Genomic DNA, 25,771 nt, shown 5'->3' with positions numbered 1-25,771 from the left:
AACCGAGTTGGCAGGCGTGCCCCTCTTGGCAGGCTGATGTGATCAGCCTTTTTTCAGGTGCAGCAGCGTGATACGGCTGTCGAGCTGCTCATGCACACCCAGCGCGGCCTTGTGCGGCAGCTTTTGATAATGCTTGAGCTGATAGCCACGCTTGTTGGCCTGCAGCAGATAGTACTCGGCGTCGCGGTATTGGCTGTTCAGATTGAAGGCCTTGTCCCAGCGGGCATCCATGATGTCGAACAGAATGATTTCCGCGGTGTTCTTTGCCAGGCTGTCGAGCGTTTGTTGAAGCTGGCCATCGCTCAGTTCACCGAGTATCTCCCCCAATAGCACAATACTGCCGGGAAATTTTCGACCGATTTCGACCGGGCCGGTGCCCAGGTGTTCACGGGTCTGGCGTTGCAGGTCAAAGGCGATGTAGGCGTTGTCTTCACCTCTGATCAACTCAACGGCGCGGCAGTTTTCCAGGTAACCGCTCAGGAAATCCTTGATTGACCAGCCGCAGGGTGCCTGAGACGGGCCCAGAGGAACGCGTGGCGTCCAATTGCTGGCGGCGGCAACGCCTGCCTGGTAGAAGCCCTTGCGCAACGAGCGAGGGACCAGCAGGTAATTGGAAGCATGCACCAGCTCGAACGCCCGGTGAATCCGATAGTCATTCCTGGCGACCCAGGCGAGGAAAGCGCCTTTATTGGCGTTGCTGATCTCGATCAAAACGATGGGGCGACTGCGCTTGATCAGCGCTTGGGCGCCGCTGAGTACTTCCAGCTCCATGCCTTCGACGTCGATTTTCAGCAAGTCGACCAATGTCTCCGGGTGACGGTTATCCAGTGAATCAACCTGGATCGTGCCGCTGGCATCGTTCTTGATGCTGGTGGCGCCGAGGTTGCTCGCTTCCAGGCGGTCGAAGCTTGCAGTGCCACTGGCAGCGCCCACGCCGATGCGGGTGATGCTGTAGCGGTCGGTGGCGATGTCGTTGATGCGGAAGTTTTCTTCAAGCAAGTCGGCGGTGATGTCGGCCGGTTCGAAGCAATGGATTTCCTTGGCGTCACCGATGCAGGTCAGGAACAAGGCGTGGTTGCCGATATTGCTGCCAACATCGAAGATCACCGCATTGCGAGGCAGCACCAGCATGGTTTCCGACAGCTCTTTTGCTTCGAAGAAGCGCTCCTGGGCCAGTTGGTTCTGAATCAGATCAAGGGTATTGCTCAGGCGAAATTTTACCTGGCGGTCGCCGAAGGGGACGCTGGCAACAATCTCGTTATCACGGCAGAAAGCTGTGAAAACCTCTGGCATCGCCTTGTTCCAGTCCTGCCCGGTGGCCGCGCGAGGGCCTGTCGAATGTTGGCCTCGGATATTGAAGAACAGCGGTTGCTCGATCTTGATGCAGGCATAGTCTCTCCAAATTCGCAGGTAGTATTCGAAGTCTTCCCCACAATCCATTTCTGTATTGAATGGCTGCTTCATTGCCGCTTCAAGTCGAACGAAATGGCCATTGTGTAATGTCAGGAAAGGGTGATTGATCAGCACCTGTTCCAAGGAGGTGATGGGGCTGACTTCATTTTCCCTGCGTTTGATCTGTTGAGTTACCAGATCAGCTTCGTAAATTGCGCCCCACACCGCGTCGTATTCACCTAGCAAGTGCTGCGTATCCACGAATGCATTGGGCGCCATGAGCTCATCGGCATCCATGAAGAACAGCCATTCGGCGCCTTTTTCAGCGGCGGCAGCGACGCCCAGGTTGCGTGCGCGTGACCGCCCTTGGCCTAAAGTGTCATCCTGATCGATGATCTCCACTTCACTGAATGCGCCCATGCCGGTTTCAATGGCCTGTTGCACCGAGTTGATGGCACGCTGGGCTAATAATTTGTGGCCGGGGCCGACGGGGATGATTACGCAGCACTTCATTGCAAATTCCTGCAGTTGATTAGGGGGCGCAAAGGGTTCGGCTTAAACAATCTTGTCAGCCCTGAGTTCTTCACAGGTGCGTGCCAGCGCGTCCTTCCAGTCGTTCAGTTCGCGGTTGCGGATGACCTTTGCATTGCCATACCAGTAGGTGGGGCCTTCATTCAGGCCCCAGCGCCAGTTCGGGTTGACTGGTACGAGAATATAAGTCGGGATCCCTAGTGCGCCGGACAGGTGGACGGTTGTGTTGTCGATGCTGACCACTGCGTCGAGTGCTGAGATCTGCGCCGCCTGGTTATCGAGCTCACGTTTGGGATCTACGAGTTCATCATGGTAGATGTCCACTCCACAGCGTCGGGCTTCAGCCAGTTCTTCGCGAGTATCGCCATATTGCAGATCGATCAATTGGACATTCGGTAGCGAAGCCAAAATCTGCAGGTCCGCCATTGGGATCAGGCGGCTCTGCTTATCGTTCTGAACGGTGCCGCCGCCACGCCAGGACACGCCAATCAGGCGTTTTCCGGGGAACAGGCTCTGATAGTCATTTCGGTAAATCGCAGACTGCGCCTCATCCGCGCGAAGGTACTGCTTTTGCGCTGGAAAGCTCTCGATTGAAGAGCGAAAAAGCGCAGCAAGGCTGGCCATGGGGATTTGAAAATCGCTTTGCGGCCAGCTTTGTTTGAACAGTTGAACGTTGCCATGGTCTTCGCTACCCAGCTGCTCACGTCGAATGAAATTGACGCCGGCAAAGCTGCGCTGAAACAGAGAGTCCAGACGCGAATAGATCTCGAAATGCAACGTCCCGCCCAATGCTCTGAGCTCATTGAGCATACTGGCGAACATGATGTGATCGCCAATGCCTTGCTCAGCCCATACCAGCAATGTTTTGCCCTCAAGTGACTCTCCTTGCCAGCGTGGAATGGCAAACTCCTGGTATTGATCTTTTTGTGCTCGGGCCCAGCGCCATTCGTGGTGCTTCCAGCCCGCTTCGAATTCGCCCAGCCGCAGCATGATCAGGGCAAGGTTGTGGTGGGTGCCAGTGTGCTCGGGCTCCAGTGTCAGGACTTGCTGATAGTAATCAAAGGCTTCCTGGTAGCGACCGACCTGCTCCAGGGTTGCGGCAAGATTCAGCAGTTGCGACTTTTCATTGGGTCTTAATTGCAGCGCAAGCTGATAGCAGCCGATGCTGTCGTGGTAGCGCGCTTGGGCGTAGTAAAGCTGGGCCAGCAGTACCAGCACTTGAGCCTGCTCTGAAGGGGCAAGTTTTTTTTCAAGCATCCGGTGGATCAGGCGTTCACTTGCTTCCTGATCGTTGGCCTTGAGCAGGGCTTCATGCAGGAGTTTGAAACGCCACAGGTTGGGAGCGGCATCGAACCATTGCTGTGCTTGAGGCAGGTTGTCGATAAAACGCTGGCTTTTGCTCAGGTGATTAAACAAGGTCTGATCGACTTTAATCTCCGGTGGGAGTGCTAGGGCCTGCTCAATATGCGGTAAAGCGGCCAGCTCATCCTTTTGCTCCATATAAAGGTGGGCTAGCTGAGCATGGGCGACCGCCAGGTCGGGCGTTAGCTTGAGCAGTTTTCTGTAGAGGCGTACCAGTGCCTCGGTGTTGTTGTTTTTTTCTGCTTGGGTAAGTGCTTTGGCGAGGCTTTGCAGCTCTGCCTGCTGCTGAGTAGTGGGCATCGCGGTGTCCGTGTCGGAAAATGACGTAGCGTTGACGGTAGAAAAACAGGTAGCAAAAACGAGGCCATGCGGCATTCAAAGCTTGAATGCGAGAAAAAAGTTAAAAAAAGCTAAAGCGAGGCGCTTGGCAGACGATAACAACTACGAAGGTTCTCGATACCTGCTTGAAGGCTTAGCCAAGGCAGAGAGCCACAACACCCAGTAGCCCTCCATTCACAAGGATTTCGTCATGGCTCTCACTGTCAACTCCAACGTTACCTCGCTGGCGGTCCAGAAAAACCTCACCAAGGCTTCCAATGCCCTGAGCACGTCCATGAACCGCCTGTCCACCGGCCTGCGTATCAACAGTGCCAAGGATGACGCCGCCGGGTCCCAGATATCCAACCGTCTGACCAGCCAGGTCAAGGGTCTGGACGTGGCGGTTAAGAACGCCAAGGACGCCAACTCCATTGCAGCCGCAGCCGAAGGCGCTCTGCAAGAGTCCAACAACATCCTGCAGCGTATGCGTGAGCTGTCTTTGCAGTCGGCCAACGGCAGCAACAGCACAGAAGACCAGAAGTCCTTGAACCAGGAATTCAAATCGCTGACAGCTGAATTGACCCGTATTTCCGATAATACTTCGTTCGGTGGTGGTCAGTCCGGTATCAAACTGCTCGATGGTCAAGCAGGCAATCAGGGCACCATGACCTTCCAGGTCGGCGCCAACGCTAACGAAACCGTTAGCTTTACCCTGAGCGATATGAGCGCAACTGCGCTTAAAGGTACGGCGGGTCTTGCAACTGCGACCGTTGCCGTCACATTGGATGCGGATGGCAATTTGGCCTCCTCCAGTCTGGTACTTGCAGGGGCGACGATCGATATCGCTTCCGGCTCTTCGATCAATGACGTTGTAAGCTCAATCAACAACAACGTCAGCGGTGTAACTGCAGCTCTTAACAGTGCTGGCGATGCTATTGTTCTGACTTCCGGTAGCGACATCGCCATTGCATCGGGTGCTGGTGCTTTGGCTGATACAACCTCTGTTGCTGTTGTAACTTCGAGCTTCACTGTCCAGGACTTGAACATCACCGACTCCGGCGCCGCGCAACGAGCAACCCAAGTCATCGACGCCGCCCTCAAGCAAATCGATACCCAGCGCGCCAGCCTCGGTGCCGTGCAAAACCGTCTGGACAGCACCATCTCCAACCTGCAGAACGTTGCCGAAAGCGCAACCGCGGCGCGGAGTGCGATCCAGGACGTGGACTTCGCTGCTGAAACAGCGGAAATGACCAAGCAGCAAACCATGCAACAGGCCGGTACTGCCGTATTGGCTCAAGCTAACCAGCTGCCATCTGCCGTACTGAAACTGCTGGGTTAACCATCAGCCTCTCAGGCCGATAACAGAAGGGGCGCCTGGCGCCCTTTCTTGTTTTGCGTATCCGGGGTGATTACCGATGGATGTGAATGGCAATCTGAAAAGCTCAGGCATCGCCGCCTTCGTCGGCATCCGAGACTCCAGCCGGCAACCCTTGCAGGCAGAGGCCGGCAAAGTCTTGCCGCCCAGCGACAGGGCCGAGCGCGACACCGCCGCTCAAAACCTGGCTGACGCCGTCAGCAGCATTCAAACCTTCGTTCAGTCCATCCAGCGAAATCTCGAGTTTTCAGTGGATGACAGTACCGGAGAAACCGTGGTCAAGGTCGTGGCCAGGGACAGTGGCGAGGTGATTCGGCAGATACCGTCCGAAATCGCGTTGAAATTGGCGCAAAGCCTCAAGGATGCCGACAGTCTCTTGTTCAGTGACTGGGCATGACGAATGGCGCGGATTTTGTATGAAAAATTTATAGTTGCCACAAAAAGGGCGCCACGCGCCAATATTTTGTTCTGAGGGAAATGCAAATGGCCACTTCGATCAATGGAGTTGGATCTGGGATCGACATCGATTCTATCGTTACGGCGTTGGTCAACGCCCAGAAAGCGCCGAAGCAAAGCCAGATCACCGATCAGAAATCCACGGCTACCACCAAACTATCCGCCATCGGAACGCTCAAGAGTGCGCTGGCAACCTTCCAGGCCGCCATGAAGGGTGTGAATACTTCCAGTTCCTTCGCCGGGTTGGCCGCCAAGTCTTCCGATACAAACATTCTGACGACGACCCTCGGAACCGATGCGGCCGCCGGCGTTTACAAGATCAAAACATCGGTGCTCGCCACCGCCTCGAAAGTGGCCACCCAGTACATCGGTACCAGTGAAACCTTTGGTGCCGGCAAGCTGACGATCCAGCAGGGAGCCGGTTCACCACTGACGGTTAATGTCGCCGCCAATGCCAGCCTCTCGACCATTCGAGACAGTATCAATACTCAGCTCAAGGACAAAGGCATCACCGCCAACATCATCACCGATGACGGTGGGCAGCGGTTGGTGTTGAGTTCGACCAAGACGGGTGACGGCACCGATATCAGTGTCACGGCCAGCGGCGACAGCAGCCTGAGCAAGCTGGACATCGATGGGCTCGCCACCAAGGCATCACCAACCGCGGGCGGCTATATCCAGGCGCCGGCCGTCGATGCGCAATTCACCATCGACGGGCTGGCGATGACCAGCGCTTCCAATACGGTCACCAGTGCTATCGGTGGGGTTGAGTTCACGCTGGTCAAGGCAGACGAAGCTACCCTGACAGTGGCGACAAACAGCGCTGGCCTGAAGACCTCGGTCAAGACCTTCGTCGACGCCTACAACACGCTGGTGTCGTCGATCAAGAAGCTCACCAGCGTCACCACGGCAACTGACAGTGACGGTGTAACCACCAGCACCGCAGCGGCGTTGACGGGGGACTCAGCTACGCGTTCGATTCTCAGCTCGTTGCGTAATGAACTGCTGGGGTCATCGACCAGTGGCGGCTCCATCAGCATGTTGTCGCAGATGGGCGTGACCTCGAAAAACGATGGCACGCTGGAGATTGACGACAAGAAGCTCGATACCGCCCTGACCAAGAACGCCGCTTCCGTGCAAGGTTTTTTTACCGGTACGGGAGGGCTATTGACGCGCATGTCCAGCAGCCTGGATGTCTACAGCAAAGACAACGGGATGCTCGACCAGCGCACCGACTCGGCAAACGAGACATTGAGCGCTCTCACCAAACAGCAGGAAGCGCTGGATCGCCGTATCGAAAAGGTGGAGGCGACGCTGTACGCCAAATACAACGCCATGGATAACCTGATCGCTCAGCTGAACGCCACCAGCAAAAGTGTGATGACCACGCTGAATGCATTGAACAACGTCAATTCCGACGATTGATTTTTCATGGCTAGACTTTTCTTCGCTAAAAAGGGCAGGTCCAAGACCTGCCCTTCGTATTTGCACACTTCGTAGGCTGGATTGGGCGTTAAGTCAGTCTCGTTGAAAAGGGTTAAAGAATCCTTGAGTTCCGCCGATAGCCTGATATCGCAAGCATCACTGCCAGGTCATCACAAAGGTACCGACATGAACCCGATGAACGCGCTTCGCCAATACCGAAACGTGAACGCTCACTCCCAGATGGCGGACGCCACGCCGCATCAGTTGATTCAAATGCTGATGGCGGGCGGGCTGAGCCGTATTGCGCAAGCCAAGGGTACGATGCAGCGTGGGCAACTGGCCGAAAAAGGCATCATGATCGCCAAAGCATTGAGCATTCTGGGCGGTCTGCGTGAGGCATTGGATTTCGAGAAGGGCGGCGAACTTGCGCAACAGTACGCCAGTTTGTACGACTACATGGTGCGCCGCTTGAACGAGGCGAACCGGTCCAACGACAGCGAAATTCTCGATGAGGTCACAGCCTTGCTGTTAACCCTCAAAGAGGGTTGGGACGCCATCACTATTACCGAATAGGCCTCGGTGCCTGGGGAGAATGACATGAGTGCCTTACAAAAAATTCAGGATACTCGCCAAGCGCTTGTCGATGCCATGCAGTTGCGCGATTGGGAAGCCATCGGCGAGTTGGATCTGGCCTGTCGAGTCTGTGTCGAACAGGTATTGGAGGAGCAGCCGATCAACCAGGCGGTGGTGCGCGAAAACCTCGAGGAGCTTCTCAGCGTCTATGGGCAACTTATTGAAATAACTTCAGGAGAGAGAAAAGCAGTAGTCGACGAAATGTCCCAGATCACGCAAGCGAAAAGCGCGGCAAAGGTTTACCATCTGTTCGGTTGAAAAACCGGCAGTCCAAATGTAGTGCGCCATAAATTTGACTGTGCACGGTTTTTTGACTTAACTAGTGGCTGTTCGCTAATTTCAGGCGTCTACAGGCCTTATGGTCTGCAAGCGCTAGCTTGCCCACTCATTTCGGGCACCGAGTTGACTAGGGAAGTTGCTATTGCATGTGGCGTGAAACCAAAATCCTGCTGATCGATGACGATAGCGTTCGCCGCCGCGATTTAGCGGTGATTTTGAATTTTCTCGGCGAAGAAAATCTCCCCTGCGGCAGCCATGACTGGCAGCAGGCTGTCGGCTCGTTGGCATCAAGTCGTGAAGTAATCTGCGTCCTCATCGGGACCGTCAATGCTCCTGGCGCACTTTTGGGCTTGTTAAAGACACTCTCGACCTGGGATGAGTTCCTTCCGGTGTTGTTAATGGGCGATAATTCTTCCGTTGACCTGCCAGAAGACCTGCGCCGCCGAGTGCTTTCGACCCTGGAAATGCCGCCCAGCTACAGCAAATTGCTCGATTCGCTGCACCGTGCCCAGGTCTATCGCGAGATGTATGACCAGGCCCGTGAGCGCGGTCGTCATCGCGAACCCAATCTTTTCCGCAGCCTTGTCGGCACCAGCCGGGCGATCCAACACGTGCGGCAGATGATGCAGCAAGTCGCGGACACCGATGCCAGCGTGCTGATTCTTGGTGAGTCCGGCACGGGTAAGGAAGTGGTCGCGCGCAACCTGCATTACCACTCCAAGCGCCGGGAAGCGCCATTCGTGCCGGTCAACTGCGGGGCGATCCCGGCCGAGTTGCTGGAAAGCGAACTGTTCGGGCATGAGAAGGGCGCCTTTACCGGGGCGATCACCAGCCGGGCCGGACGTTTCGAACTGGCCAACGGCGGCACCCTGTTCCTCGACGAAATCGGCGACATGCCGCTGCCGATGCAGGTCAAGCTGTTGCGCGTGTTGCAGGAGCGCACTTTCGAGCGTGTGGGCAGCAACAAGACCCAGAGCGCCGATGTGCGGATCATCGCGGCGACCCACAAGAATCTCGAAAGCATGATCGAGATCGGTGCCTTTCGCGAGGACCTGTACTACCGCCTGAACGTGTTCCCTATTGAAATGGCGCCGTTGCGCGAACGTGTCGAAGACATTCCGCTGCTGATGAACGAGCTGATCTCGCGCATGGAGCACGAGAAGCGCGGTTCGATCCGTTTCAACTCCGCGGCGATCATGTCGCTGTGCCGTCACGGCTGGCCGGGTAACGTCCGTGAGCTGGCCAACCTGGTGGAGCGCATGGCGATCATGCATCCGTACGGGGTGATAGGCGTGGTCGAGTTGCCGAAGAAATTCCGCTACGTCGACGACGAAGACGAGCAACTGGTCGACAGCCTGCGCAGTGATCTTGAAGAGCGGGTGGCCATCAACGGGCATACCCCGGACTTCAGCGCCAACGCGCTGCTGCCGCCGGAAGGGCTGGACCTGAAGGACTATTTGGGTGGCCTGGAGCAAGGGCTGATTCAACAGGCGCTGGATGACGCCAATGGCATCGTCGCGCGCGCCGCGGAACGCCTGCGTATTCGGCGCACCACCCTGGTGGAGAAGATGCGCAAGTACGGCATGAGCCGTCGTGACGGTGATGAACAGACGGATGATTGACGCCTGTTTTCCAACCCCTTCATTTATGGGCGGTTTTTTTTAGGCACGGGTATTGCTATAGCCCTCGCAACGTTCCGTTTAACTGACGGTCAGCCAAGCGAGTGAGCCCCGATGCCCCAAGCCGCCCAGATCTCTCCTGTCCCTGACGCTTCGGGGCACCCCTCGTCCGTAGAGCAGGCAAGTCGGCTTGGCCTTGAGCAGTCGTTCGCGCTGTTTAACCAGATGTCGAAACAACTGACCGACTCCTACAGCATGCTTGAAGCACGGGTCACCGAGCTCAAGGGTGAACTGGAAGTGGTCAGCGCCCAGCGCATGCAGGAACTGGCGGAAAAAGAACGCCTGGCCAACCGCCTGCAAAACCTCCTCGATCTGTTGCCCGGCGGCGTCATCGTGATCGACGCCCAGGGCATCGTGCGCGAAGCCAACCCCGCGGCCTGTGAGCTGCTGGGGCTGCCCCTCGAAGGCGAATTGTGGCGGCAGGTGATTGCCCGGTGCTTCGCGCCCCGGGAAGACGATGGCCATGAAATTTCCCTCAAGGACGGTCGGCGCCTGTCGATCTCCACCCGCTCGCTGGATGCCGAACCGGGTCAGCTGGTGTTGCTCAACGACCTGACTGAAACCCGTCACCTGCAGGATCAACTGGCGCGCCATGAACGTCTGTCATCCCTGGGCCGCATGGTCGCCTCACTCGCGCATCAGATTCGTACGCCGTTGTCCGCGGCCTTGCTCTATGCCAGTCATTTGACTGAGCAAGCGCTGCCGGTCGAGACCCGGCAACGTTTTGCCGGGCGCCTCAAAGAGCGTTTGCATGAGCTCGAGCATCAAGTGCGCGACATGCTGGTGTTCGCTCGCGGCGAGCTGCCGCTGACCGATCGCGTCACGCCGAAAATGCTCTTGCAGTCGCTGCAAGCGGCGGCGCTGACCCAGGTGCAGGATTTGCCGATCCGCTGGCAGTGCGATAGCCATTCGGGCGAACTGTTGTGCAATCGCGACACCCTGGTCGGTGCGCTCGTGAACCTCATCGAAAACGCCATTCAGGCCAGTGCCGGTGAGGTGCGCTTGAAGGTCCATTTCTATACCCGCGACAACACTTTGCGTGTCGCGGTCAGTGACAGCGGCAGTGGCATCGACGGTAAAGTCCTGGCGCGCCTGGGCGAGCCGTTTTTCACCACCAAGGCCACCGGCACTGGTCTGGGCCTGACCGTGGTCAAGGCGGTGGCGCGAGCACATCAGGGCGAGTTGCAGCTGCACTCACGGCTGGGTCGCGGCACCTGCGCGCTGGTGAGCCTGCCGCTGTTTGCTGCGGAAAAATCCAGCGTGCAGGGCGCGCAATGAAGACCATGGCGATCAAGGTTCTGCTGGTCGAGGACGACCGTGCGTTGCGTGAAGCATTGGCCGATACGCTGCTGCTCGGCGGTTACGATTACACCGCCGTGGGGTCGGCGGAAGAGGCGCTGGCCGCGGTCGCTGTCGAGGCATTCAACCTGGTGCTCAGCGACGTCAACATGCCGGGCATGGACGGCCATCAACTGCTCGGCTTGCTTCGGGCGCGCCAGCCGCAATTGCCGGTGTTGCTGATGACGGCGCATGGCGCGGTGGAGCGGGCGGTGGATGCGATGCGTCAAGGTGCGGCGGATTATCTGGTCAAGCCATTCGAGCCCAAGACCTTGCTCAATCTGGTGGCGCGGCACGCGCTTGGCAATCTCGGTCCGAGCGAAGGCGAGGGGCCGATCGCGTTCGAGCCCGCCAGTGCGCAATTGCTGGAATTGGCCGCGCGGGTCGCGCGCAGTGATTCCACGGTGTTGATCTCCGGTGAGTCCGGGACTGGCAAGGAAGTGCTGGCGCGTTACATCCATCAGCATTCCCGGCGGGCCAGCCAACCGTTCATTGCGATCAACTGCGCCGCCATCCCCGACAACATGCTCGAAGCAACGCTGTTCGGTCACGAAAAGGGTTCGTTCACCGGTGCCATCGCGGCCCAGGCTGGCAAGTTCGAACAGGCTGACGGCGGGACCATCCTGCTCGACGAAATTTCCGAAATGCCCCTGGGCCTGCAGGCAAAGCTGCTGCGTGTGTTGCAGGAGCGTGAAGTAGAGCGGGTCGGTGCGCGCAAGCCGATCATCCTCGATATTCGCGTGGTTGCGACCACCAACCGCGACCTGGCCGCTGAAGTGGCGGCGGGGCGGTTCCGGGAAGACCTCTACTATCGGCTGTCGGTGTTTCCGCTGGCCTGGCGTCCGCTGCGCGAGCGCACCGCGGATATCCTGCCGCTGGCCGAGCGATTGCTGGCCAAACACGTCAGCAAGATGAAGCATGCCGCGGCGCGCCTGTCGCCCGAGGCGCAGGCGTGTCTGATCGGTTATCCATGGCCGGGTAACGTGCGCGAGCTGGATAACGCGATTCAGCGCGCGCTGATTTTGCAGCAGGGCGGTTTGATTCAGCCGCAGGATTTCTGCCTGGCTGGGCCGCTTGCTTGTGCGCCGTTGCCGGCCCTGGCGCCTGCCACGGTGCGCGCGGTGGAGGTGGAAGTCGAGTCTGCCGGGGCGTTGGGCGATGATTTGCGGCGTCGTGAGTTCCAGATGATCATTGATACCTTGCGCGCTGAGCGTGGCCGTCGCAAGGAAGCCGCAGAGCGTTTGGGCATCAGCCCGCGCACCTTGCGCTACAAGCTGGCGCAGATGCGCGATGCAGGGATGGATGTGGAAGCCTGCCTGTTCGCCACCTGATGCAGAAACGCTCTTGTAGGAGCCGGCTTGCTGGCGATAGCGGTCTATCAGCCACTGCATGTATCGACTGACACACCGCTATCGCCAGCAAGCCGGCGCCTGCAGAGGGGTCGTTGGGGCGGGCTTTTGTTTGACCATGCCATGGAGCTGGCACCCTTGTTGCTAACACCTGATTACCCGCTGAGTGAGCGTCAAAAAATTGCGGGTCGCCAACGAGAGATGACCATGAGCCAAGGTATTGAATTCAATCGGTTGATGCTGGATATGCGGGCCATGCAGATGGACGCCATGTCTGCGCCGAAACCGTCTGCCGCCGTCCCTCAATTGCCGGGCAGCAGCTTCTCCGACATGCTCGGTCAGGCCGTCAATAAAGTGAACGAAACCCAGCAGGCCTCCAGCCAGTTGTCCACGGCGTTCGAGATCGGCAAAAGCGGCGTCGATCTGACCGACGTGATGATCGCCAAGGAAAAAGCCGGTGTGTCTTTCCAGGCGATCACCCAGGTTCGTAACAAGCTGGTTCAGGCGTACCAAGACATCATGCAAATGCCGGTTTAAGGACGATATCGAGTCATGGCAGAAGCCACTGATAACGTTCCGGCCAAGGCCTCTCGGGTAGACGGCAAACCGCCGCTGTTCGGGTTGTCCTTCCTGGAAAACCTCTCCGAGATGACCATGTTGCGTCAGGTCGGCCTGTTGGTCGGGCTGGCGGCGAGCGTGGCGATCGGCTTTGCCGTGGTGTTGTGGTCCCAGCAACCAGACTACCGGCCTCTGTACGGCAGCCTCGCCGGCATGGACGCCAAGCAGGTCATGGATACCCTGGCGGCCGCCGATATTGCCTATTCCGTCGAACCCAATTCCGGCGCCTTGCTGGTCAAGGCCGAAGACCTGTCCCGCGCGCGCCTCAAGCTCGCGGGCGCTGGTGTCACTCCCAGCGATGGCAATATCGGTTTTGAAATCCTCGACAAGGACCAGGGCCTGGGCACCAGTCAGTTCATGGAGGCGACCCGCTATCGTCGCGGCCTTGAAGGCGAACTGGCACGCACCATCTCCAGCCTGAACAACGTCAAGGGTGCCCGTGTGCACCTGGCGATTCCGAAAAGCTCGGTGTTCGTGCGCGATGAGCGCAAGCCCAGTGCGTCGGTGCTGATCGAGCTGTATTCCGGCCGCTCCCTGGAGCCTGGCCAGGTGCTGGCGATCATCAATCTGGTCGCCACCAGTGTCCCTGAACTGAGCAAGTCCCAGGTCACCGTGGTCGATCAGAAAGGCAATCTGCTGTCGGATCAGGCGGAAAATTCCGAGCTGACCATGGCCGGCAAGCAGTTCGACTACAGCCGCCGCATGGAAAGCATGCTCACCCAGCGCGTGCATAACATCCTGCAACCGGTCCTGGGCAACGATCGTTACAAAGCCGAAGTCTCGGCCGATGTGGATTTCAGTGTGGTCGAGTCGACCTCCGAGCAGTTCAACCCGGATCAACCGGCGTTGCGCAGCGAACAATCGGTCAACGAACAACGTACCACCAGCAATGGCCCGCAAGGCGTGCCGGGGGCCCTGAGCAACCAGCCGCCATCGCCTGCGTCCGCGCCTGCAACCACCGGTGGCGCCACCGCGTCGGCCGGCATGGTGCAGCCGGGTCAGCCGCTGCTGGACGCCAACGGTCAGCAAATCATGGACCCGTCCACCGGCCAGCCGATGCTCGCACCGTACCCGGCGGACAAGCGTCAACAGTCGACCAAGAACTTCGAACTCGACCGCTCCATCAGCCACACCAAACAGCAGCAGGGCCGATTGAATCGCCTGTCGGTGTCGGTGGTGGTGGACGATCAGGTCAAGATCAACCCGGCCAACGGTGAAGCCACCCGCGCGCCGTGGACCGCCGATGAATTGTCGCGCTTCACCCGTCTGGTGCAGGACGCCGTCGGTTTCGACGCCAGCCGTGGCGACAGCGTCAGCGTGATCAACATGCCGTTCTCGGCCGAGCGAGGCGAAGTGATCGCCGATGTGCCGTTCTACTCCCAGCCGTGGTTCTGGGATGTGATCAAGCAAGTGGCGGGCGTGCTGTTCATTCTGGTGCTGGTCTTCGGCGTGCTGCGTCCGGTGCTGAACAACATCACCAATGGCGGTAAAGGCAAGCAGCTGGTCGGTTATGGCAGTGATGTCGAGTTGGGCGGCATGGGCGGCCTGGATGGCGAGCTGGCCAATGACCGGGTCAGCCTTGGCGGCCCGCAGAGCATCCTGTTGCCGAGCCCGAGCGAAGGCTATGACGCACAGTTGAATGCAATCAAGAGTCTGGTGGCAGAAGACCCGGGTCGCGTGGCCCAGGTCGTGAAAGAGTGGATTAACGCAGATGAATGATAGAGCCGCTGCCGCCAAACTGTCCAAGGTCGACAAAGCCGCGATCCTGCTGCTGTCCCTGGGCTCCACCGACGCCGCCCAAGTGCTGCGCCACATGGGGCCCAAAGAGGTGCAGCGGGTGGGCGTGGCCATGGCGCAAATGGGCAACGTGCACCGCGAGCAGGTCGAGCAGGTGATGAGCGAGTTCGTCGAGATCGTCGGCGACCAGACCAGCCTGGGCGTCGGCTCCGACGACTATGTGCGCAAAATGCTCACCCAGGCCCTGGGCGAAGAGAAGGCTAACGGCCTGATCGACCGGATCCTGATGGGCGGCAACACCAGCGGCCTCGACAGCCTGAAGTGGATGGAGCCGCGCGCCGTCGCCGACGTGATCCGTTACGAGCACCCGCAGATCCAGGCCATCGTGGTCGCCTACCTCGACCCGGACCAGGCCGGTGAGGTGCTGGGCAACTTCGACCACAAGGTGCGCCTGGACATTATCTTGCGGGTGTCCTCGCTGAACACCGTGCAACCGGCCGCGCTGAAAGAACTCAACCAGATTCTCGAGAAGCAGTTCTCCGGCGCCTCGAATGCCTCGCGGACCAACCTGGGGGGGATCAAGCGCGCTGCCGACATCATGAACTTCCTCGACAGCTCGATCGAAGGCCAGCTGATGGACTCGATCCGCGAAGTCGACGAAGACCTGTCCGGCCAGATCGAAGACCTGATGTTCGTGTTCAACAACCTGGCCGATGTCGACGACCGCGGGATCCAGGCGTTGCTGCGCGAAGTGTCCTCCGATGTGCTGGTGCTGGCCCTCAAGGGGTCGGACGAAAACGTCAAGGAAAAGATCTTCAAGAACATGTCCAAGCGGGCGGCCGAACTGTTGCGCGACGACCTCGAGGCCAAGGGCCCGGTGCGCGTCAGCGACGTGGAAACCGCGCAGAAGGAAATCCTCACCATTGCCCGCCGTATGGCCGAAGCCGGAGAAATCGTTCTCGGCGGGAAGGGCGGCGAAGAGATGATCTAACATCACTATGTCGACCGAACATGATGAGTCCCATACCGACCTGATCCGTGCCAAGGACGTCAGGGGTGTCGATGTCTGGGCGTTGCCCAGTTTCGACCCGAACGTCCCCGAACCCGAGCCGGAACCTGAGCCCGAGCCGCCGCAAATGGAGGAAGTGCCGCTGGAGGAAGTCCAGCCGCTGACCCTCGAAGAGCTCGAAAGCATTCGCCAGGAGGCTTACAACGAAGGCTTTGCCACCGGCGAACGGGAAGGCTTCCACAGCACCACGCTCAAGGTCCGCCAGGAAGCCGAAGCGGCGCTGACGGCCAAGCTTGCCGCGCTGGAACAGCTGATGGGGCACCTGTTCGAACCCATTGCCGAGCAGGACACCCAGATCGAAAAATCCCTGGTGGACCTGGTGCAGCACATCACCAGGCAGGTGATCCAGCGCGAGCTGGCCATTGACTCGACGCAGCTCGAACACGTCATGCGCGATGCCCTCAAGCTGTTGCCGCTGGGTGTGGGTAACGTGCGGCTGTACGTCAACCCACAGGATTTCGCACAGGTCAAAGCCCTGCGCGAGCGACATGAAGAAACCTGGCGCATCGTCGAGGACGAGGCATTGTTGCCGGGTGGTTGCCGGGTCGAGACCGAGCACAGTCGCATTGACGCGTCGGTCGAAACCCGTATTGCGCGGGTCATGGACAAACTGTTCGATCAACTGCACGAACAGGCGCTGCACCCGGCGGCGCCGGACCTGAGCCTGGAGTTGCCGGCCGGCAACACACCGCCAGTCGCCCCCGCACCGGACATGCCCGATGCGCCTTGACCGCACCAGCTTCGCCAAGCGCCTGGGCAGTTACGCCGAGGCCACCACGCTTGCCGGCGCGCCGATCCTCGAAGGACGCCTGCTGCGCATGGTCGGCCTGACCCTCGAAGCCGAAGGCTTGCGCGCCGCCATGGGCAGCCGCTGCATGGTGATCAACGACGACAGTTATCACCCGGTGCAGGTCGAAGCCGAAGTCATGGGCTTCTCCGGCAACAAAGTCTTTCTGATGCCGGTCGGCAGCGTCGCCGGGATCGCCCCCGGTGCGCGCGTGGTGCCGCTGGCGGATACCGGTCGCCTGCCGATGGGCATGAGCATGCTCGGGCGGGTACTCGACGGCGCCGGTCGCGCGCTGGACGGCAAGGGCGGGATGAAGGCCGAAGACTGGGTGCCGATGGACGGCCCGACCATCAACCCGCTCAAGCGCGAACCGATCAGCGAGCCGCTGGACGTGGGTATTCGCTGCATCAACGGCTTGTTGACGGTCGGCCGCGGCCAGCGGCTCGGGTTGTTCGCCGGTACCGGCGTGGGCAAGAGTGTGCTGTTGGGCATGATGACCCGCTTCACCGAGGCCGACATCATCGTGGTCGGGCTGATTGGTGAGCGCGGTCGTGAGGTCAAGGAGTTCATCGAGCACATCCTCGGTGAAGAAGGCCTCAAGCGTTCGGTGGTGGTGGCCTCGCCCGCGGACGATGCGCCGCTGATGCGTCTGCGCGCGGCCATGTACTGCACGCGCATCGCCGAATATTTTCGCGACAAGGGCAAGAACGTCCTGTTGCTCATGGACTCCCTGACCCGTTTCGCCCAGGCCCAGCGGGAAATCGCCCTGGCCATCGGCGAGCCGCCCGCGACCAAGGGCTATCCGCCGTCGGTGTTCGCCAAGTTGCCGAAGCTGGTGGAGCGGGCCGGTAATGCCGAGAAGGGCGGTGGTTCGATCACCGCGTTCTATACCGTGCTGTCCGAGGGCGACGACCAGCAGGACCCGATCGCCGACTCGGCCCGGGGCGTGCTGGACGGGCACATCGTGCTGTCCCGGCGCCTGGCCGAGGAAGGTCACTACCCGGCGATCGATATCGAAGCATCCATCAGCCGGGTCATGCCGTCGGTGGTGACGCCGGAACACATGGCCCGGGCCCAGTATTTCAAGCAGTTGTGGTCGCGTTATCAGCAGAGTCGCGACCTGATCAGCGTCGGCGCCTACGTCGCCGGCGGTGACCGGGAAACCGACCTGGCGATCGCCCTGCAGCCGCAGTTGGTCAAGTACCAGCGCCAGGGCCTGAACGACAGCATCAGCCTGGGTGAAAGCGAAGCCTACCTGGGGTCGATCTTTGCCCCTGCAGCTGGCGGCTGATAGCCGTGGCCCAGACCCGCGCAGCACGCCTGGCACCTGTGGTGGAAATGGCCGAAAAGGTCGAGAAAGCCGCGGTCCAGCGCCTGGGGCACTTCCAGGGGCAGGTCCGCCTGGCCGAAAGCAAACTCGCCGACCTCGAAGCTTTTCGTCTCGACTACCAGGAACAGTGGATCGTGCGCGGCAGCAGCGGCGTTTCCGGTCAATGGTTGCTGGGTTATCAAGGTTTCCTGGCGCAACTGGGCACGGCCATCGATCAGCAACGCCAAAGCCTCGCCTGGCATCAGAACAATCTGAACAAGGCACGGGAAACCTGGCAGCAGGCGTATGCCCGGGTCGAAGGTTTGCGCAAACTGGTGCAGCGCTACCTGGATGAGGCGCGGCGGCTGGAGGACAAGCGCGAGCAGAAGCTGCTGGATGAATTGTCCCAGCGGTTGCCGCGGCAGGATCCGTATTGAATCAATAAGACCGCGTTATCGTTCTTCGCGAGCAAGCTCGCTCCCACAGGTTCTGTGTCGTATTCAAATGTTGTGAACGACACAAAACCTGTGGGAGCGAGCTTGCTCGCGATGACGATCTGACCGACGCTGCATTCCCCAGCCTTGCCCCCGCCCCCGGCAGGTGCTAAACCTTCTACACGTACGTTTACCAATGACAAGGAAGCCGTTCATGTCAGTCTTATCAGAAGTATCCCAGGATGGACAAAAGCTGACGATATCGATCAAGGGACGATTCGATTTCGCCAAGCATCAGGAATTTCGTGAGTCCTACGAAAATCTCCAGCCAAAACCCGAGTCCTTCGAAGTGAACCTGAAGGACGCTACCTACCTCGACAGTTCAGCGCTCGGCATGTTGTTGCTGTTGCGTGATCACGCTGGCGGCGAGAATGCCGAGGTTACCTTGACCAACGCCAATGCAGATGTGCGCAAGATCCTCGCCATCTCCAACTTCGAACAGATCTTCGACGTGGCGTGACTGCCGTGCAATCGTTGTTCGAATCGTTGACGATCCTGATCGCCGAAGACAGCGCGGCTGATCGCATGCTGCTGTCGAGCATCGTCCGTCGCCAGGGCCACCAGGTGCTGACGGCCGCCAACGGTGCCGAGGCGGTCGAAGCCTTCCGTCAGCAACGCCCGCAACTGGTGTTGATGGACGCGATGATGCCGGTGATGGATGGCTTCGAAGCGGCGCAGCAGATCAAGGCGCTGGCCGGGGAAACCCTGGTGCCGATCATCTTTCTGACGTCGCTCACCGAAAGCGAGGCCCTGGCCCGTTGCCTGGAGGCCGGGGGTGACGACTTTCTGGCAAAACCCTACAATCAGGTGATCCTGGCCGCCAAAATCAAGGCAATGGACCGCTTGCGCCGTCTACAGGCCACCGTGTTGCAACAGCGTGACCAGATCGCCAGGCACCACGACTATCTGCTGAACGAGCAGCGGGTGGCCAAGGCGGTGTTCGACAAGGTGGCGCATTCCGGCTGTCTGAACGCGCCCAATATCCGCTATCTGCAATCGCCCTATGCGCTGTTCAACGGCGATCTGCTGCTGGCCGCGTTCACGCCGGCCGGCGACATGCACGTATTGCTCGGGGATTTCACCGGCCATGGCTTGCCGGCGGCTGTCGGGGCCATGCCCCTGGCGGAAGTCTTCTATGGCATGACCGCCAAGGGGTACGGTCTGTCCGAAACCTTGCGCGAGATGAATGCCAAGCTCAAGCGCATCCTGCCGGTGGACATGTTCTGCTGTGCCACGCTGCTGTGCCTGAGTTTTCAGCGGCGTTCGGTAGAGGTGTGGAACGGCGGGATGCCGGACGGTTATCTGCACAGCATCGCCAACGGTGAGCGCACGCCGCTCAAGGCGCGGCATCTGCCGCTCGGGGTGCGGAGCCCGGCCACCTTTGACGATCGCACCGAAGTGTTTCCGATGGCGGTTGGCGATCGGGTGTTCCTGTTATCGGACGGCGTGATCGATACCTGCGATGCCAACGAACAACTGTTTGGCGTCGAGCGACTGCAGCGGGTGTTTACCGCCAATCGTCAGCCTGATGAGTTGTTCAAAGACATCGAGCGGGCGCTGCGGGATTTTCGCGGTGAGGCCCGGGACGATGTCAGTATGGTCGAGGTCAGCCTGCTGGAAGCGGCGCAGGTGAGCCCCAAGGCGCTGGTGTATTCCGACAGCGGCCAGTCCTGCCCGCTGGACTGGTCGGTGAGTTTCGAGTTTCGCGCGGCCACCCTCAAGCGCTTCAATCCGCTGCCGTATCTGTTGCAGCTGCTGCTGGAGGTCCATGGCCTGCGGGCGCAAAGCGGGGCGCTCTACAGTGTGCTGGCTGAACTCTATTCCAATGCCCTGGAGCACGGCGTGCTGGGCCTGGATTCGGGCCTCAAACGGGATGCCTCGGGGTTTACCCGCTATTATCAACAGCGCAATACGCGCCTGGACGAATTGCAGGATGGCTTTGTCCGGGTGCATTTGCAGGTGACACCGAAGGGCGAGGGCGGTTGCCTGACGATTCGCGTCGAAGACAGCGGCAAGGGATTTGATGTCGAGCGCGTGATGGGGCGACCCGCGGATGGTGTCCGTCTGTCGGGGCGGGGTATCAGTCTGATCCGTCAGTTGAGCCATAACGCCAGCTGGTCCGACTATGGTCGAAGTGCCCGCGTGGAATTTTTCTGGGAGGCTCTGGCATAATCCACGCATTCTTGATCAAGGAGTGAGCAAGTGGCAGACACATATCTGGACCGCGACGTGCTGAGCGCGTTGCAAGAGGTCATGGAGGATGAGTATCCAATGCTGCTGGATACCTTTCTCGCCGACTCTGAAGAACGCTTGAATCTGTTGCGCAAGGCGGACAATGCCTTGCAGCTGATGAACGCTGCCCATAGTTTCAAGGGCAGCAGCAGCAATATGGGGGCCACCCACCTTGCCGAGTTGTGTGGCCAGCTGGAGCGGCGCGCCAAGGATAAAACCCTCGCGGGCATTGAAAAGCTCGTGGGTGAGATCGACCAGGAGTTCGCCAGGGTCAAGCCTCTCTATGAGGCGGAGCGCAACCGTTCTCTCTCTATCGACACCGCGTCCCGGCGCTTGTAGTTCCGTTCCCGCAAACCTGGCGCGATCTTTGCTTCATTCTCCGTCAACTGTACCTACGATCCCAGTGCGGCGGAGACCGTTTCATGCCCGTTACCCCCAATATCCTTCTCCAGGCCGCCGCCCAGGCGAAGGCCAAGGCGGCGTCCGCCAATCCGCCGGCGCAGGTCGCCGAGCCCGGGGGCAAGGCATCCAGCTTCGCTCATGTCTACGCCAATCAGGCTCAGAATAAGGTGTCTGCCGGCAACGATGGGCCGCCCAAGCCCGTGCGCGACAGCGCCGCGGATGGCCCGGACAAAAAGGATGTCAGCCACGACAAGCCTGCCGCGCAGAATCCGGCCGTTGCCGATAGCGGCAAATCCTTGCCCGCCGAGAAACAGGCGGCCGAGCACAAGACCGCCGACGATGATTCGGCTGCGGCCGACACCGCTGTCGCCGACGCGGCGGCGGGCGAGCCAGCCGTCGATCCCGCAGCGGCCACTCCCGTTGTGCAAACTCCGCCAGCGGCAGACGCCGCGCAACCACTGGGCGAGCAGCCGATCGTTGTGACAATGACGGCGGCTGCTGTCACCGCGGCCACTGGGTTCGATCCGCAAGCCGACCCCCTCGATGCCCTGCCAGCCTTGCGCATGGCCATGGAGCAGAGCGGGCACGTTTCCGCTTCCAGCCAGGCGCAGCCGACAGCGGCGCCGACCGAGGCCGAGGGCGAGCCGACGCCGGCGCAGAACTTCGTCGCGGGCATGGCGGGCATGCTCGACGTGCAGGCCGACCAGGACAGCACCCGAGGTGGTGACAAGGCCTTCAGCGGCCTGATCGATGACGGCTTGAAGGATTTGAACGCCGCCAGCGGCGATACCCGGGTCGACGATTTCGCCAACCGCCTGGCGGCGCTGACCCAGGCGGCCACGCCGAAAACCGCTAACGCGTTGCCGGTGAACCAGCCGCTCGCCATGCATCAAAGTGGCTGGACCGAAGAGGTGGTGAACCGGGTCATGTACCTGTCCAGCGCCAACCTCAAGGCGGCCGACATCCAGTTGCAACCGGCCGAACTGGGGCGCCTCGACATTCGGGTGAACATGGTGCCGGACCAGCAGACCCAGGTCACCTTCATGAGCGCCCATCCCGGCGTCCGCGAAGCCCTGGACGGGCAGATGCATCGCCTGCGTGAGATGTTTGTGCAGCAGGGGATGGGGCAGGTCGATGTCAATGTGTCCGACCAGTCCCGGGGGTCGCAGCAAGGGCAGGAACAGGCTCAACACAGTCAGAGCGGACGCACCAGTGCCAGCGGCAGTCGCCTCGACTCCAGTAACGACGAGATTGCACCAACAGTCGCCGAAATCGCGGCCAGCCCAACCAGCGTCATCGGCTCCAGCGCCGTCGACTACTACGCCTGATCCAACGCAAAACCACTGTAGGAGCGAGCTTGCTCGCGATGGACTTTAACGATAACGCGTTCTTTCAGGATGCACGCGTTGTCTTGGCGTTTTTCGCGAGCGAGCTCGCTCCTACATGGCATAACACTTGCTCTTGCCTTGCCTTGCGACTGTAAAACCTCGATTAGCGACGGATTATTGGCATGGCGAAGAGCGAAGCAGCAGTAAAAGACCCTGCGACGACAGGCAGGATCAAGTTGATCATTGCGATCGTAGTCGCCCTGCTGCTGGCGATCGGCTTGTCCGTGGGGGCCACCTGGTTCTTCATGCACGAGCCCCGGAGCAAGCCAGTCGCCTCGCCGGAAACTGCGGTCAGCAGCAAGCAGCCGGCGATTTTCGTGCCCCTGCTGCCGGCCTTCATCGCCAACTACACCCAGAACGGCCGTCAGCGCTACATGCAGGTGAGCATCACCATGCTGGGCCGCGACCAGGCCGATCTGGAAGCGCTCAAGGTGCACATGCCGGTCATCCGCAACAACCTGGTCATGCTGTTCTCCGGGCAGGACTTCGCCACGCTGGCATCGCCCGTCGGCCAGGAAATGCTGCGGCAGAAAGCCACGGCCAGCGTCCAGGAACTGGCGCACAAAGAACTCGGCAAAGTGGTCATCGAACAGTTGCTGTTCACCAATTTCGTACTGCAGTAGGAACACGACATGGCCGTGCAGGACCTGCTGTCCCAGGACGAGATCGACGCGCTGTTGCATGGTGTCGACGATGGGCTGGTACAGACCGATATCGCTGCCGAACCCGGCACCGTCAAAAGCTATGACCTGACCAGCCAGGATCGCATCGTCCGTGGACGCATGCCGACCCTGGAGATGATCAACGAGCGTTTCGCCCGCTACACCCGCATCAGCATGTTCAACTTGCTGCGGCGCTCGGCGGACGTCGCCGTCGGTGGCGTGCAGGTGATGAAGTTTGGCGAATACGTGCACTCGCTGTACGTGCCGACCAGCCTCAACCTGGTCAAGATCAAGCCGTTGCGCGGCACCGCGCTGTTCATCCTCGACGCCAAGCTGGTGTTCAAGCTGGTGGACAACTTCTTCGGCGGCGACGGCCGTCACGCGAAGATCGAAGGGCGTGAATTCACCCCGACCGAACTGCGCGTGGTGCGCATGGTGCTCGAGCAGGCTTTCGTCGACCTGAAGGAAGCCTGGCAGGCGATCATGGAAGTGAACTTCGAGTACATCAACTCGGAAGTGAACCCGGCCATGGCCAACATTGTCGGCCCGAGCGAGGCCGTTGTGGTCTCGACCTTCCACATCGAACTCGATGGCGGTGGCGGCGACCTGCACGTGACCATGCCTTATTCGATGATCGAGCCGGTACGCGAAATGCTCGACGCCGGCTTCCAGTCGGACCTCGACGATCAGGACGAGCGCTGGGTCAACGCCCTGCGCCAAGACGTGCTGGATGTCGACGTACCGATCGGTGCCACGGTGGCCCGTCGTCAGTTGCGGCTGCGGGACATCCTGCACATGCAGCCGGGGGACATTATCCCGGTCGACATGCCGGACGAAATGATCATGCGCGCCAATGGCGTGCCCGCATTCAAGGTCAAGATGGGCTCGCACAAAGGCAACCTCGCGTTGCAGGTGATCGAGCCGATCGAGCGCCGTTGACCGGCGCGTTGCCCATTCGCTTTTAACACAAGGCTTCCCGTTTGAAAGGGCAGCCTGCCGAGGACACATGATGGCTAACGATACGCATACCCTGGAAGACCAGGCGCTCGCTGATGAATGGGCTGCGGCCCTCGAAGAAGCCGGTGACGGGCAGGACGACATCGACGCCTTGCTGGCTGCCGGCGCTGCCAGCTCGCCGTCCAACCGTCTGGCGATGGAAGAATTCGGCAGCGTGCCGAAAAACAACAATCCGGTGACCCTCGACGGTCCGAACCTGGATGTGATCCTCGATATTCCGGTGTCGATTTCCATGGAAGTCGGCAGCACCGAAATCAACATCCGCAACCTGCTGCAACTGAACCAGGGATCGGTGATCGAACTCGATCGGCTGGCCGGTGAGCCGCTGGACGTATTGGTCAACGGCACGCTCATCGCCCACGGCGAAGTGGTGGTGGTCAACGAGAAGTTCGGCATCCGCCTGACCGACGTGATCAGTCCAAGCGAACGCATCAAGAAGCTGCGCTAAGTGAAAAAGGTTCTGGGGGTGGTGCTGGCCTTGCCTTTCAACGTTCTGGCGGCCGAGCCGGTGGCGACCGCCGCCACGGCTGCGGCGCCAGCGGTCGGCAGCGGTGTGGCCGGGCAATTGACGCAGCTGGTGTTCGGCTTGCTGCTGGTGCTGGGGTTGATCTTCTTCCTCGCCTGGCTGCTGCGCCGGGTCCAGCAGGCCGGGCCGGCGGGCAAGGGGCAGGTGATCGAGCTGATCGGTTCCCGCGCGCTCGGTCCGCGTGACCGACTGATGCTGGTGCAGGTCGGCAACGAGCAGATTCTGCTTGGCCTCAGCCCCGGCAGCATCACCGCCTTGCATGTGCTCAAGGAGCCGGTGCAGGTACCGAGCACCGAGAAGACCACCCCCGAGTTTGCCCTGCGCCTGATGGAGCTGATGGGCAAGGATCATAAGGATAAGAAGTAATGGCAGCGTTTCGCATCGTCTTGACGCTGGCCCTGTTGCTGGCCGCGCCGCTGGCGTTCGCCGCCGAGCCGTTGTCGATCCCGGCGATCACCCTGGGCACCAATGCCGAGGGCGCCCAGGAATACTCGGTCAGCCTGCAGATCCTGCTGATCATGACCGCGCTGAGTTTCATCCCGGCGTTCGTCATGCTGATGACCAGTTTCACCCGGATCATCATCGTCTTCTCGATCCTGCGTCAGGCCCTGGGCCTGCAACAGACGCCGTCGAACCAGATCCTCACGGGCATGGCGCTGTTCCTCACCCTGTTCATCATGGCGCCGGTGTTCGACCGGGTGAACCAGGATGCCCTGCAACCGTACCTGGCGGAAAAACTCACGGCCCAGGATGCCGTGGCCAAGGCCCAGGTGCCGATCAAGGACTTCATGCTGGCGCAGACGCGCAGCAGCGATCTTGAGTTGTTCATGCGCCTGTCCAAGCGCACCGACATCGCTACGCCGGACCAGGCGCCGCTGACCATCCTGGTACCGGCCTTTGTCACCTCCGAGCTGAAAACCGCGTTCCAGATCGGCTTCATGATCTTCATCCCGTTCCTGATCATCGACCTGGTCGTGGCCAGTGTGCTGATGGCCATGGGCATGATGATGCTGTCGCCGCTGATCATTTCCCTGCCGTTCAAGATCATGCTGTTCGTGCTGGTGGATGGCTGGGCGTTGATCATCGGCACCTTGGCCAGCAGCTTCGGCGGTGTGTCGCCATGACCCCGGAAGTGGCGGTAGACATTTTCCGCGAAGCGCTGTGGCTGACCACCGTGATGGTGGCCGTACTGGTGATCCCGAGCCTGCTGGTGGGCCTGCTGGTGGCGATGTTCCAGGCCGCGACCCAGATCAACGAACAGACCCTGAGCTTCCTGCCGCGCCTGCTGGTGATGTTGGTGACCCTGATCGTGGCCGGCCCGTGGCTGGTGCAGACCTTCATGGAATACATCCTGCAGTTGTACGGCAGTATTCCCCAGGTCATTGGCTAAACC

26 protein-coding genes are annotated in these 25,771 nt (G+C 60.1%); 24 read left to right on the top strand and 2 right to left on the bottom strand.

Features of this window, described 5'->3' with window-relative positions; translation table 11 throughout:
* Positions 1 to 42 precede the first annotated feature (42 nt).
* Both ACA041_RS23460 and ACA041_RS23455 read right to left on the bottom strand, forming a co-directional pair.
* Positions 43 to 1,905: an FkbM family methyltransferase gene (locus ACA041_RS23460; RefSeq protein ID WP_497437918.1), complete on the bottom strand. Its 1,863-nt coding sequence runs from the start codon at positions 1,903 to 1,905 to the stop codon at positions 43 to 45.
* A gap of 42 nt (positions 1,906 to 1,947) precedes the next feature.
* Positions 1,948 to 3,585, bottom strand: coding sequence for a tetratricopeptide repeat protein (locus tag ACA041_RS23455; RefSeq protein ID WP_497437917.1), 1,638 nt, complete (start codon positions 3,583 to 3,585; stop codon positions 1,948 to 1,950).
* Positions 3,586 to 3,814: 229 nt separating this feature from the next.
* Between ACA041_RS23455 and ACA041_RS23450 the strand changes: the two genes are divergently transcribed.
* The 24 genes from ACA041_RS23450 (at position 3,815) to fliQ (ending at position 25,768) form a co-directional block, all read left to right on the top strand.
* The gene (locus tag ACA041_RS23450; RefSeq protein WP_497437916.1) at positions 3,815 to 4,942 is read left to right on the top strand and encodes a flagellin N-terminal helical domain-containing protein; all 1,128 of its coding nucleotides are present in this window, start codon (positions 3,815 to 3,817) and stop codon (positions 4,940 to 4,942) included.
* 76 nt (positions 4,943 to 5,018) lie between these two features.
* Entirely contained in the window at positions 5,019 to 5,375 is a 357-nt protein-coding gene (locus ACA041_RS23445; protein ID WP_497437915.1) for a flagellar protein FlaG, read from the top strand.
* 86 nt (positions 5,376 to 5,461) lie between these two features.
* Positions 5,462 to 6,859 carry a flagellar filament capping protein FliD gene (fliD, locus tag ACA041_RS23440; protein WP_497437914.1) on the top strand — a complete coding sequence of 466 codons (1,398 nt, stop codon included), beginning with the start codon at positions 5,462 to 5,464 and terminating at the stop codon, positions 6,857 to 6,859.
* 186 nt (positions 6,860 to 7,045) lie between these two features.
* The gene (fliS, locus tag ACA041_RS23435) at positions 7,046 to 7,432 is read left to right on the top strand and encodes a flagellar export chaperone FliS (protein ID WP_497437913.1); all 387 of its coding nucleotides are present in this window, start codon (positions 7,046 to 7,048) and stop codon (positions 7,430 to 7,432) included.
* A 24-nt stretch (positions 7,433 to 7,456) separates the two neighbouring features.
* Positions 7,457 to 7,750 carry a flagellar protein FliT gene (gene fliT, locus ACA041_RS23430; protein WP_497437912.1) on the top strand — a complete coding sequence of 98 codons (294 nt, stop codon included), beginning with the start codon at positions 7,457 to 7,459 and terminating at the stop codon, positions 7,748 to 7,750.
* 167 nt (positions 7,751 to 7,917) lie between these two features.
* Positions 7,918 to 9,393, top strand: a complete 1,476-nt coding sequence (locus ACA041_RS23425) for a sigma-54 dependent transcriptional regulator (protein WP_497437911.1) — start codon at positions 7,918 to 7,920, stop codon at positions 9,391 to 9,393.
* Positions 9,394 to 9,504: 111 nt separating this feature from the next.
* On the top strand, positions 9,505 to 10,728 hold the full coding sequence (locus tag ACA041_RS23420; protein WP_497437910.1) for a sensor histidine kinase: 1,224 nt from the start codon (positions 9,505 to 9,507) through the stop codon (positions 10,726 to 10,728).
* 5 nt (positions 10,729 to 10,733) lie between these two features.
* The gene (gene fleR, locus ACA041_RS23415; RefSeq protein ID WP_497442160.1) at positions 10,734 to 12,119 is read left to right on the top strand and encodes a sigma-54-dependent response regulator transcription factor FleR; all 1,386 of its coding nucleotides are present in this window, start codon (positions 10,734 to 10,736) and stop codon (positions 12,117 to 12,119) included.
* A 225-nt stretch (positions 12,120 to 12,344) separates the two neighbouring features.
* Positions 12,345 to 12,674, top strand: a complete 330-nt coding sequence (gene fliE, locus ACA041_RS23410) for a flagellar hook-basal body complex protein FliE (protein ID WP_497437909.1) — start codon at positions 12,345 to 12,347, stop codon at positions 12,672 to 12,674.
* A gap of 15 nt (positions 12,675 to 12,689) precedes the next feature.
* Positions 12,690 to 14,474, top strand: a complete 1,785-nt coding sequence (gene fliF, locus ACA041_RS23405) for a flagellar basal-body MS-ring/collar protein FliF (protein ID WP_497437908.1) — start codon at positions 12,690 to 12,692, stop codon at positions 14,472 to 14,474.
* Positions 14,467 to 15,483, top strand: coding sequence for a flagellar motor switch protein FliG (fliG, locus tag ACA041_RS23400; RefSeq protein WP_497437907.1), 1,017 nt, complete (start codon positions 14,467 to 14,469; stop codon positions 15,481 to 15,483). Before fliF ends, fliG begins: the two co-directional genes overlap by 8 nt.
* 7 nt (positions 15,484 to 15,490) lie before the next feature.
* Positions 15,491 to 16,291 (top strand): flagellar assembly protein FliH, encoded by an 801-nt coding sequence (fliH, locus tag ACA041_RS23395; RefSeq protein WP_497437906.1) that lies wholly within the window; start codon positions 15,491 to 15,493, stop codon positions 16,289 to 16,291.
* Positions 16,281 to 17,639, top strand: a complete 1,359-nt coding sequence (gene fliI, locus ACA041_RS23390) for a flagellar protein export ATPase FliI (RefSeq protein ID WP_497437905.1) — start codon at positions 16,281 to 16,283, stop codon at positions 17,637 to 17,639. Before fliH ends, fliI begins: the two co-directional genes overlap by 11 nt.
* A gap of 5 nt (positions 17,640 to 17,644) precedes the next feature.
* Positions 17,645 to 18,094 carry a flagellar export protein FliJ gene (gene fliJ, locus ACA041_RS23385; RefSeq protein WP_497437904.1) on the top strand — a complete coding sequence of 150 codons (450 nt, stop codon included), beginning with the start codon at positions 17,645 to 17,647 and terminating at the stop codon, positions 18,092 to 18,094.
* A 211-nt stretch (positions 18,095 to 18,305) separates the two neighbouring features.
* Positions 18,306 to 18,611 (top strand): STAS domain-containing protein, encoded by a 306-nt coding sequence (locus ACA041_RS23380; protein ID WP_497437903.1) that lies wholly within the window; start codon positions 18,306 to 18,308, stop codon positions 18,609 to 18,611.
* Positions 18,612 to 18,616: 5 nt separating this feature from the next.
* On the top strand, positions 18,617 to 20,323 hold the full coding sequence (locus tag ACA041_RS23375) for an ATP-binding SpoIIE family protein phosphatase (RefSeq protein ID WP_497437902.1): 1,707 nt from the start codon (positions 18,617 to 18,619) through the stop codon (positions 20,321 to 20,323).
* Positions 20,324 to 20,353: 30 nt separating this feature from the next.
* On the top strand, positions 20,354 to 20,722 hold the full coding sequence (locus tag ACA041_RS23370) for an Hpt domain-containing protein (protein ID WP_497437901.1): 369 nt from the start codon (positions 20,354 to 20,356) through the stop codon (positions 20,720 to 20,722).
* An 83-nt stretch (positions 20,723 to 20,805) separates the two neighbouring features.
* Complete coding sequence (locus tag ACA041_RS23365; protein WP_497437900.1) at positions 20,806 to 22,113, top strand: flagellar hook-length control protein FliK; 1,308 nt, start codon at positions 20,806 to 20,808, stop codon at positions 22,111 to 22,113.
* A 182-nt stretch (positions 22,114 to 22,295) separates the two neighbouring features.
* Positions 22,296 to 22,796, top strand: a complete 501-nt coding sequence (fliL, locus tag ACA041_RS23360; RefSeq protein ID WP_497437899.1) for a flagellar basal body-associated protein FliL — start codon at positions 22,296 to 22,298, stop codon at positions 22,794 to 22,796.
* A gap of 9 nt (positions 22,797 to 22,805) precedes the next feature.
* A complete protein-coding gene (gene fliM / locus ACA041_RS23355; protein WP_497437898.1) occupies positions 22,806 to 23,774 on the top strand; it encodes a flagellar motor switch protein FliM in 969 nt (322 codons plus the stop codon).
* Positions 23,775 to 23,844: 70 nt separating this feature from the next.
* On the top strand, positions 23,845 to 24,300 hold the full coding sequence (fliN, locus tag ACA041_RS23350; protein ID WP_497442159.1) for a flagellar motor switch protein FliN: 456 nt from the start codon (positions 23,845 to 23,847) through the stop codon (positions 24,298 to 24,300).
* The gene (gene fliO / locus ACA041_RS23345) at positions 24,301 to 24,744 is read left to right on the top strand and encodes a flagellar biosynthetic protein FliO (protein WP_497437897.1); all 444 of its coding nucleotides are present in this window, start codon (positions 24,301 to 24,303) and stop codon (positions 24,742 to 24,744) included.
* Entirely contained in the window at positions 24,744 to 25,502 is a 759-nt protein-coding gene (gene fliP / locus ACA041_RS23340) for a flagellar type III secretion system pore protein FliP (RefSeq protein ID WP_497437896.1), read from the top strand. Before fliO ends, fliP begins: the two co-directional genes overlap by 1 nt.
* On the top strand, positions 25,499 to 25,768 hold the full coding sequence (gene fliQ, locus ACA041_RS23335; protein WP_150748843.1) for a flagellar biosynthesis protein FliQ: 270 nt from the start codon (positions 25,499 to 25,501) through the stop codon (positions 25,766 to 25,768). The genes fliP and fliQ overlap by 4 nt, the downstream gene beginning before the upstream one ends.
* Positions 25,769 to 25,771 lie beyond the last annotated feature (3 nt).

It is taken from the genome of Pseudomonas sp. LBUM1676, from assembly GCF_059695605.1.
Note: the sequence above shows the minus strand (reverse complement) of the source record. Positions and strands in the feature narration are given on the sequence as shown.

Coding starts and splice junctions, on each gene's coding strand:
- fliN (WP_497442159.1), top strand. CDS start 23,845: ATGGCTAACGATACGCATACCCTGGAAGACCAGGCGCTCGCTGATGAA.
- fliD (WP_497437914.1), top strand. CDS start 5,462: ATGGCCACTTCGATCAATGGAGTTGGATCTGGGATCGACATCGATTCT.
- ACA041_RS23365 (WP_497437900.1), top strand. CDS start 20,806: ATGCCCGTTACCCCCAATATCCTTCTCCAGGCCGCCGCCCAGGCGAAG.
- fliG (WP_497437907.1), top strand. CDS start 14,467: ATGAATGATAGAGCCGCTGCCGCCAAACTGTCCAAGGTCGACAAAGCC.
- fliH (WP_497437906.1), top strand. CDS start 15,491: ATGTCGACCGAACATGATGAGTCCCATACCGACCTGATCCGTGCCAAG.
- fliM (WP_497437898.1), top strand. CDS start 22,806: ATGGCCGTGCAGGACCTGCTGTCCCAGGACGAGATCGACGCGCTGTTG.
- ACA041_RS23455 (WP_497437917.1), bottom strand. CDS start 3,585: ATGCCCACTACTCAGCAGCAGGCAGAGCTGCAAAGCCTCGCCAAAGCA.
- fliQ (WP_150748843.1), top strand. CDS start 25,499: ATGACCCCGGAAGTGGCGGTAGACATTTTCCGCGAAGCGCTGTGGCTG.
- ACA041_RS23450 (WP_497437916.1), top strand. CDS start 3,815: ATGGCTCTCACTGTCAACTCCAACGTTACCTCGCTGGCGGTCCAGAAA.
- ACA041_RS23425 (WP_497437911.1), top strand. CDS start 7,918: ATGTGGCGTGAAACCAAAATCCTGCTGATCGATGACGATAGCGTTCGC.
- fleR (WP_497442160.1), top strand. CDS start 10,734: ATGGCGATCAAGGTTCTGCTGGTCGAGGACGACCGTGCGTTGCGTGAA.
- fliL (WP_497437899.1), top strand. CDS start 22,296: ATGGCGAAGAGCGAAGCAGCAGTAAAAGACCCTGCGACGACAGGCAGG.
- fliT (WP_497437912.1), top strand. CDS start 7,457: ATGAGTGCCTTACAAAAAATTCAGGATACTCGCCAAGCGCTTGTCGAT.
- fliI (WP_497437905.1), top strand. CDS start 16,281: ATGCGCCTTGACCGCACCAGCTTCGCCAAGCGCCTGGGCAGTTACGCC.
- fliE (WP_497437909.1), top strand. CDS start 12,345: ATGAGCCAAGGTATTGAATTCAATCGGTTGATGCTGGATATGCGGGCC.
- ACA041_RS23460 (WP_497437918.1), bottom strand. CDS start 1,905: ATGAAGTGCTGCGTAATCATCCCCGTCGGCCCCGGCCACAAATTATTA.
- ACA041_RS23420 (WP_497437910.1), top strand. CDS start 9,505: ATGCCCCAAGCCGCCCAGATCTCTCCTGTCCCTGACGCTTCGGGGCAC.
- fliS (WP_497437913.1), top strand. CDS start 7,046: ATGAACCCGATGAACGCGCTTCGCCAATACCGAAACGTGAACGCTCAC.
- fliF (WP_497437908.1), top strand. CDS start 12,690: ATGGCAGAAGCCACTGATAACGTTCCGGCCAAGGCCTCTCGGGTAGAC.
- fliP (WP_497437896.1), top strand. CDS start 24,744: ATGGCAGCGTTTCGCATCGTCTTGACGCTGGCCCTGTTGCTGGCCGCG.
- ACA041_RS23445 (WP_497437915.1), top strand. CDS start 5,019: ATGGATGTGAATGGCAATCTGAAAAGCTCAGGCATCGCCGCCTTCGTC.
- ACA041_RS23380 (WP_497437903.1), top strand. CDS start 18,306: ATGTCAGTCTTATCAGAAGTATCCCAGGATGGACAAAAGCTGACGATA.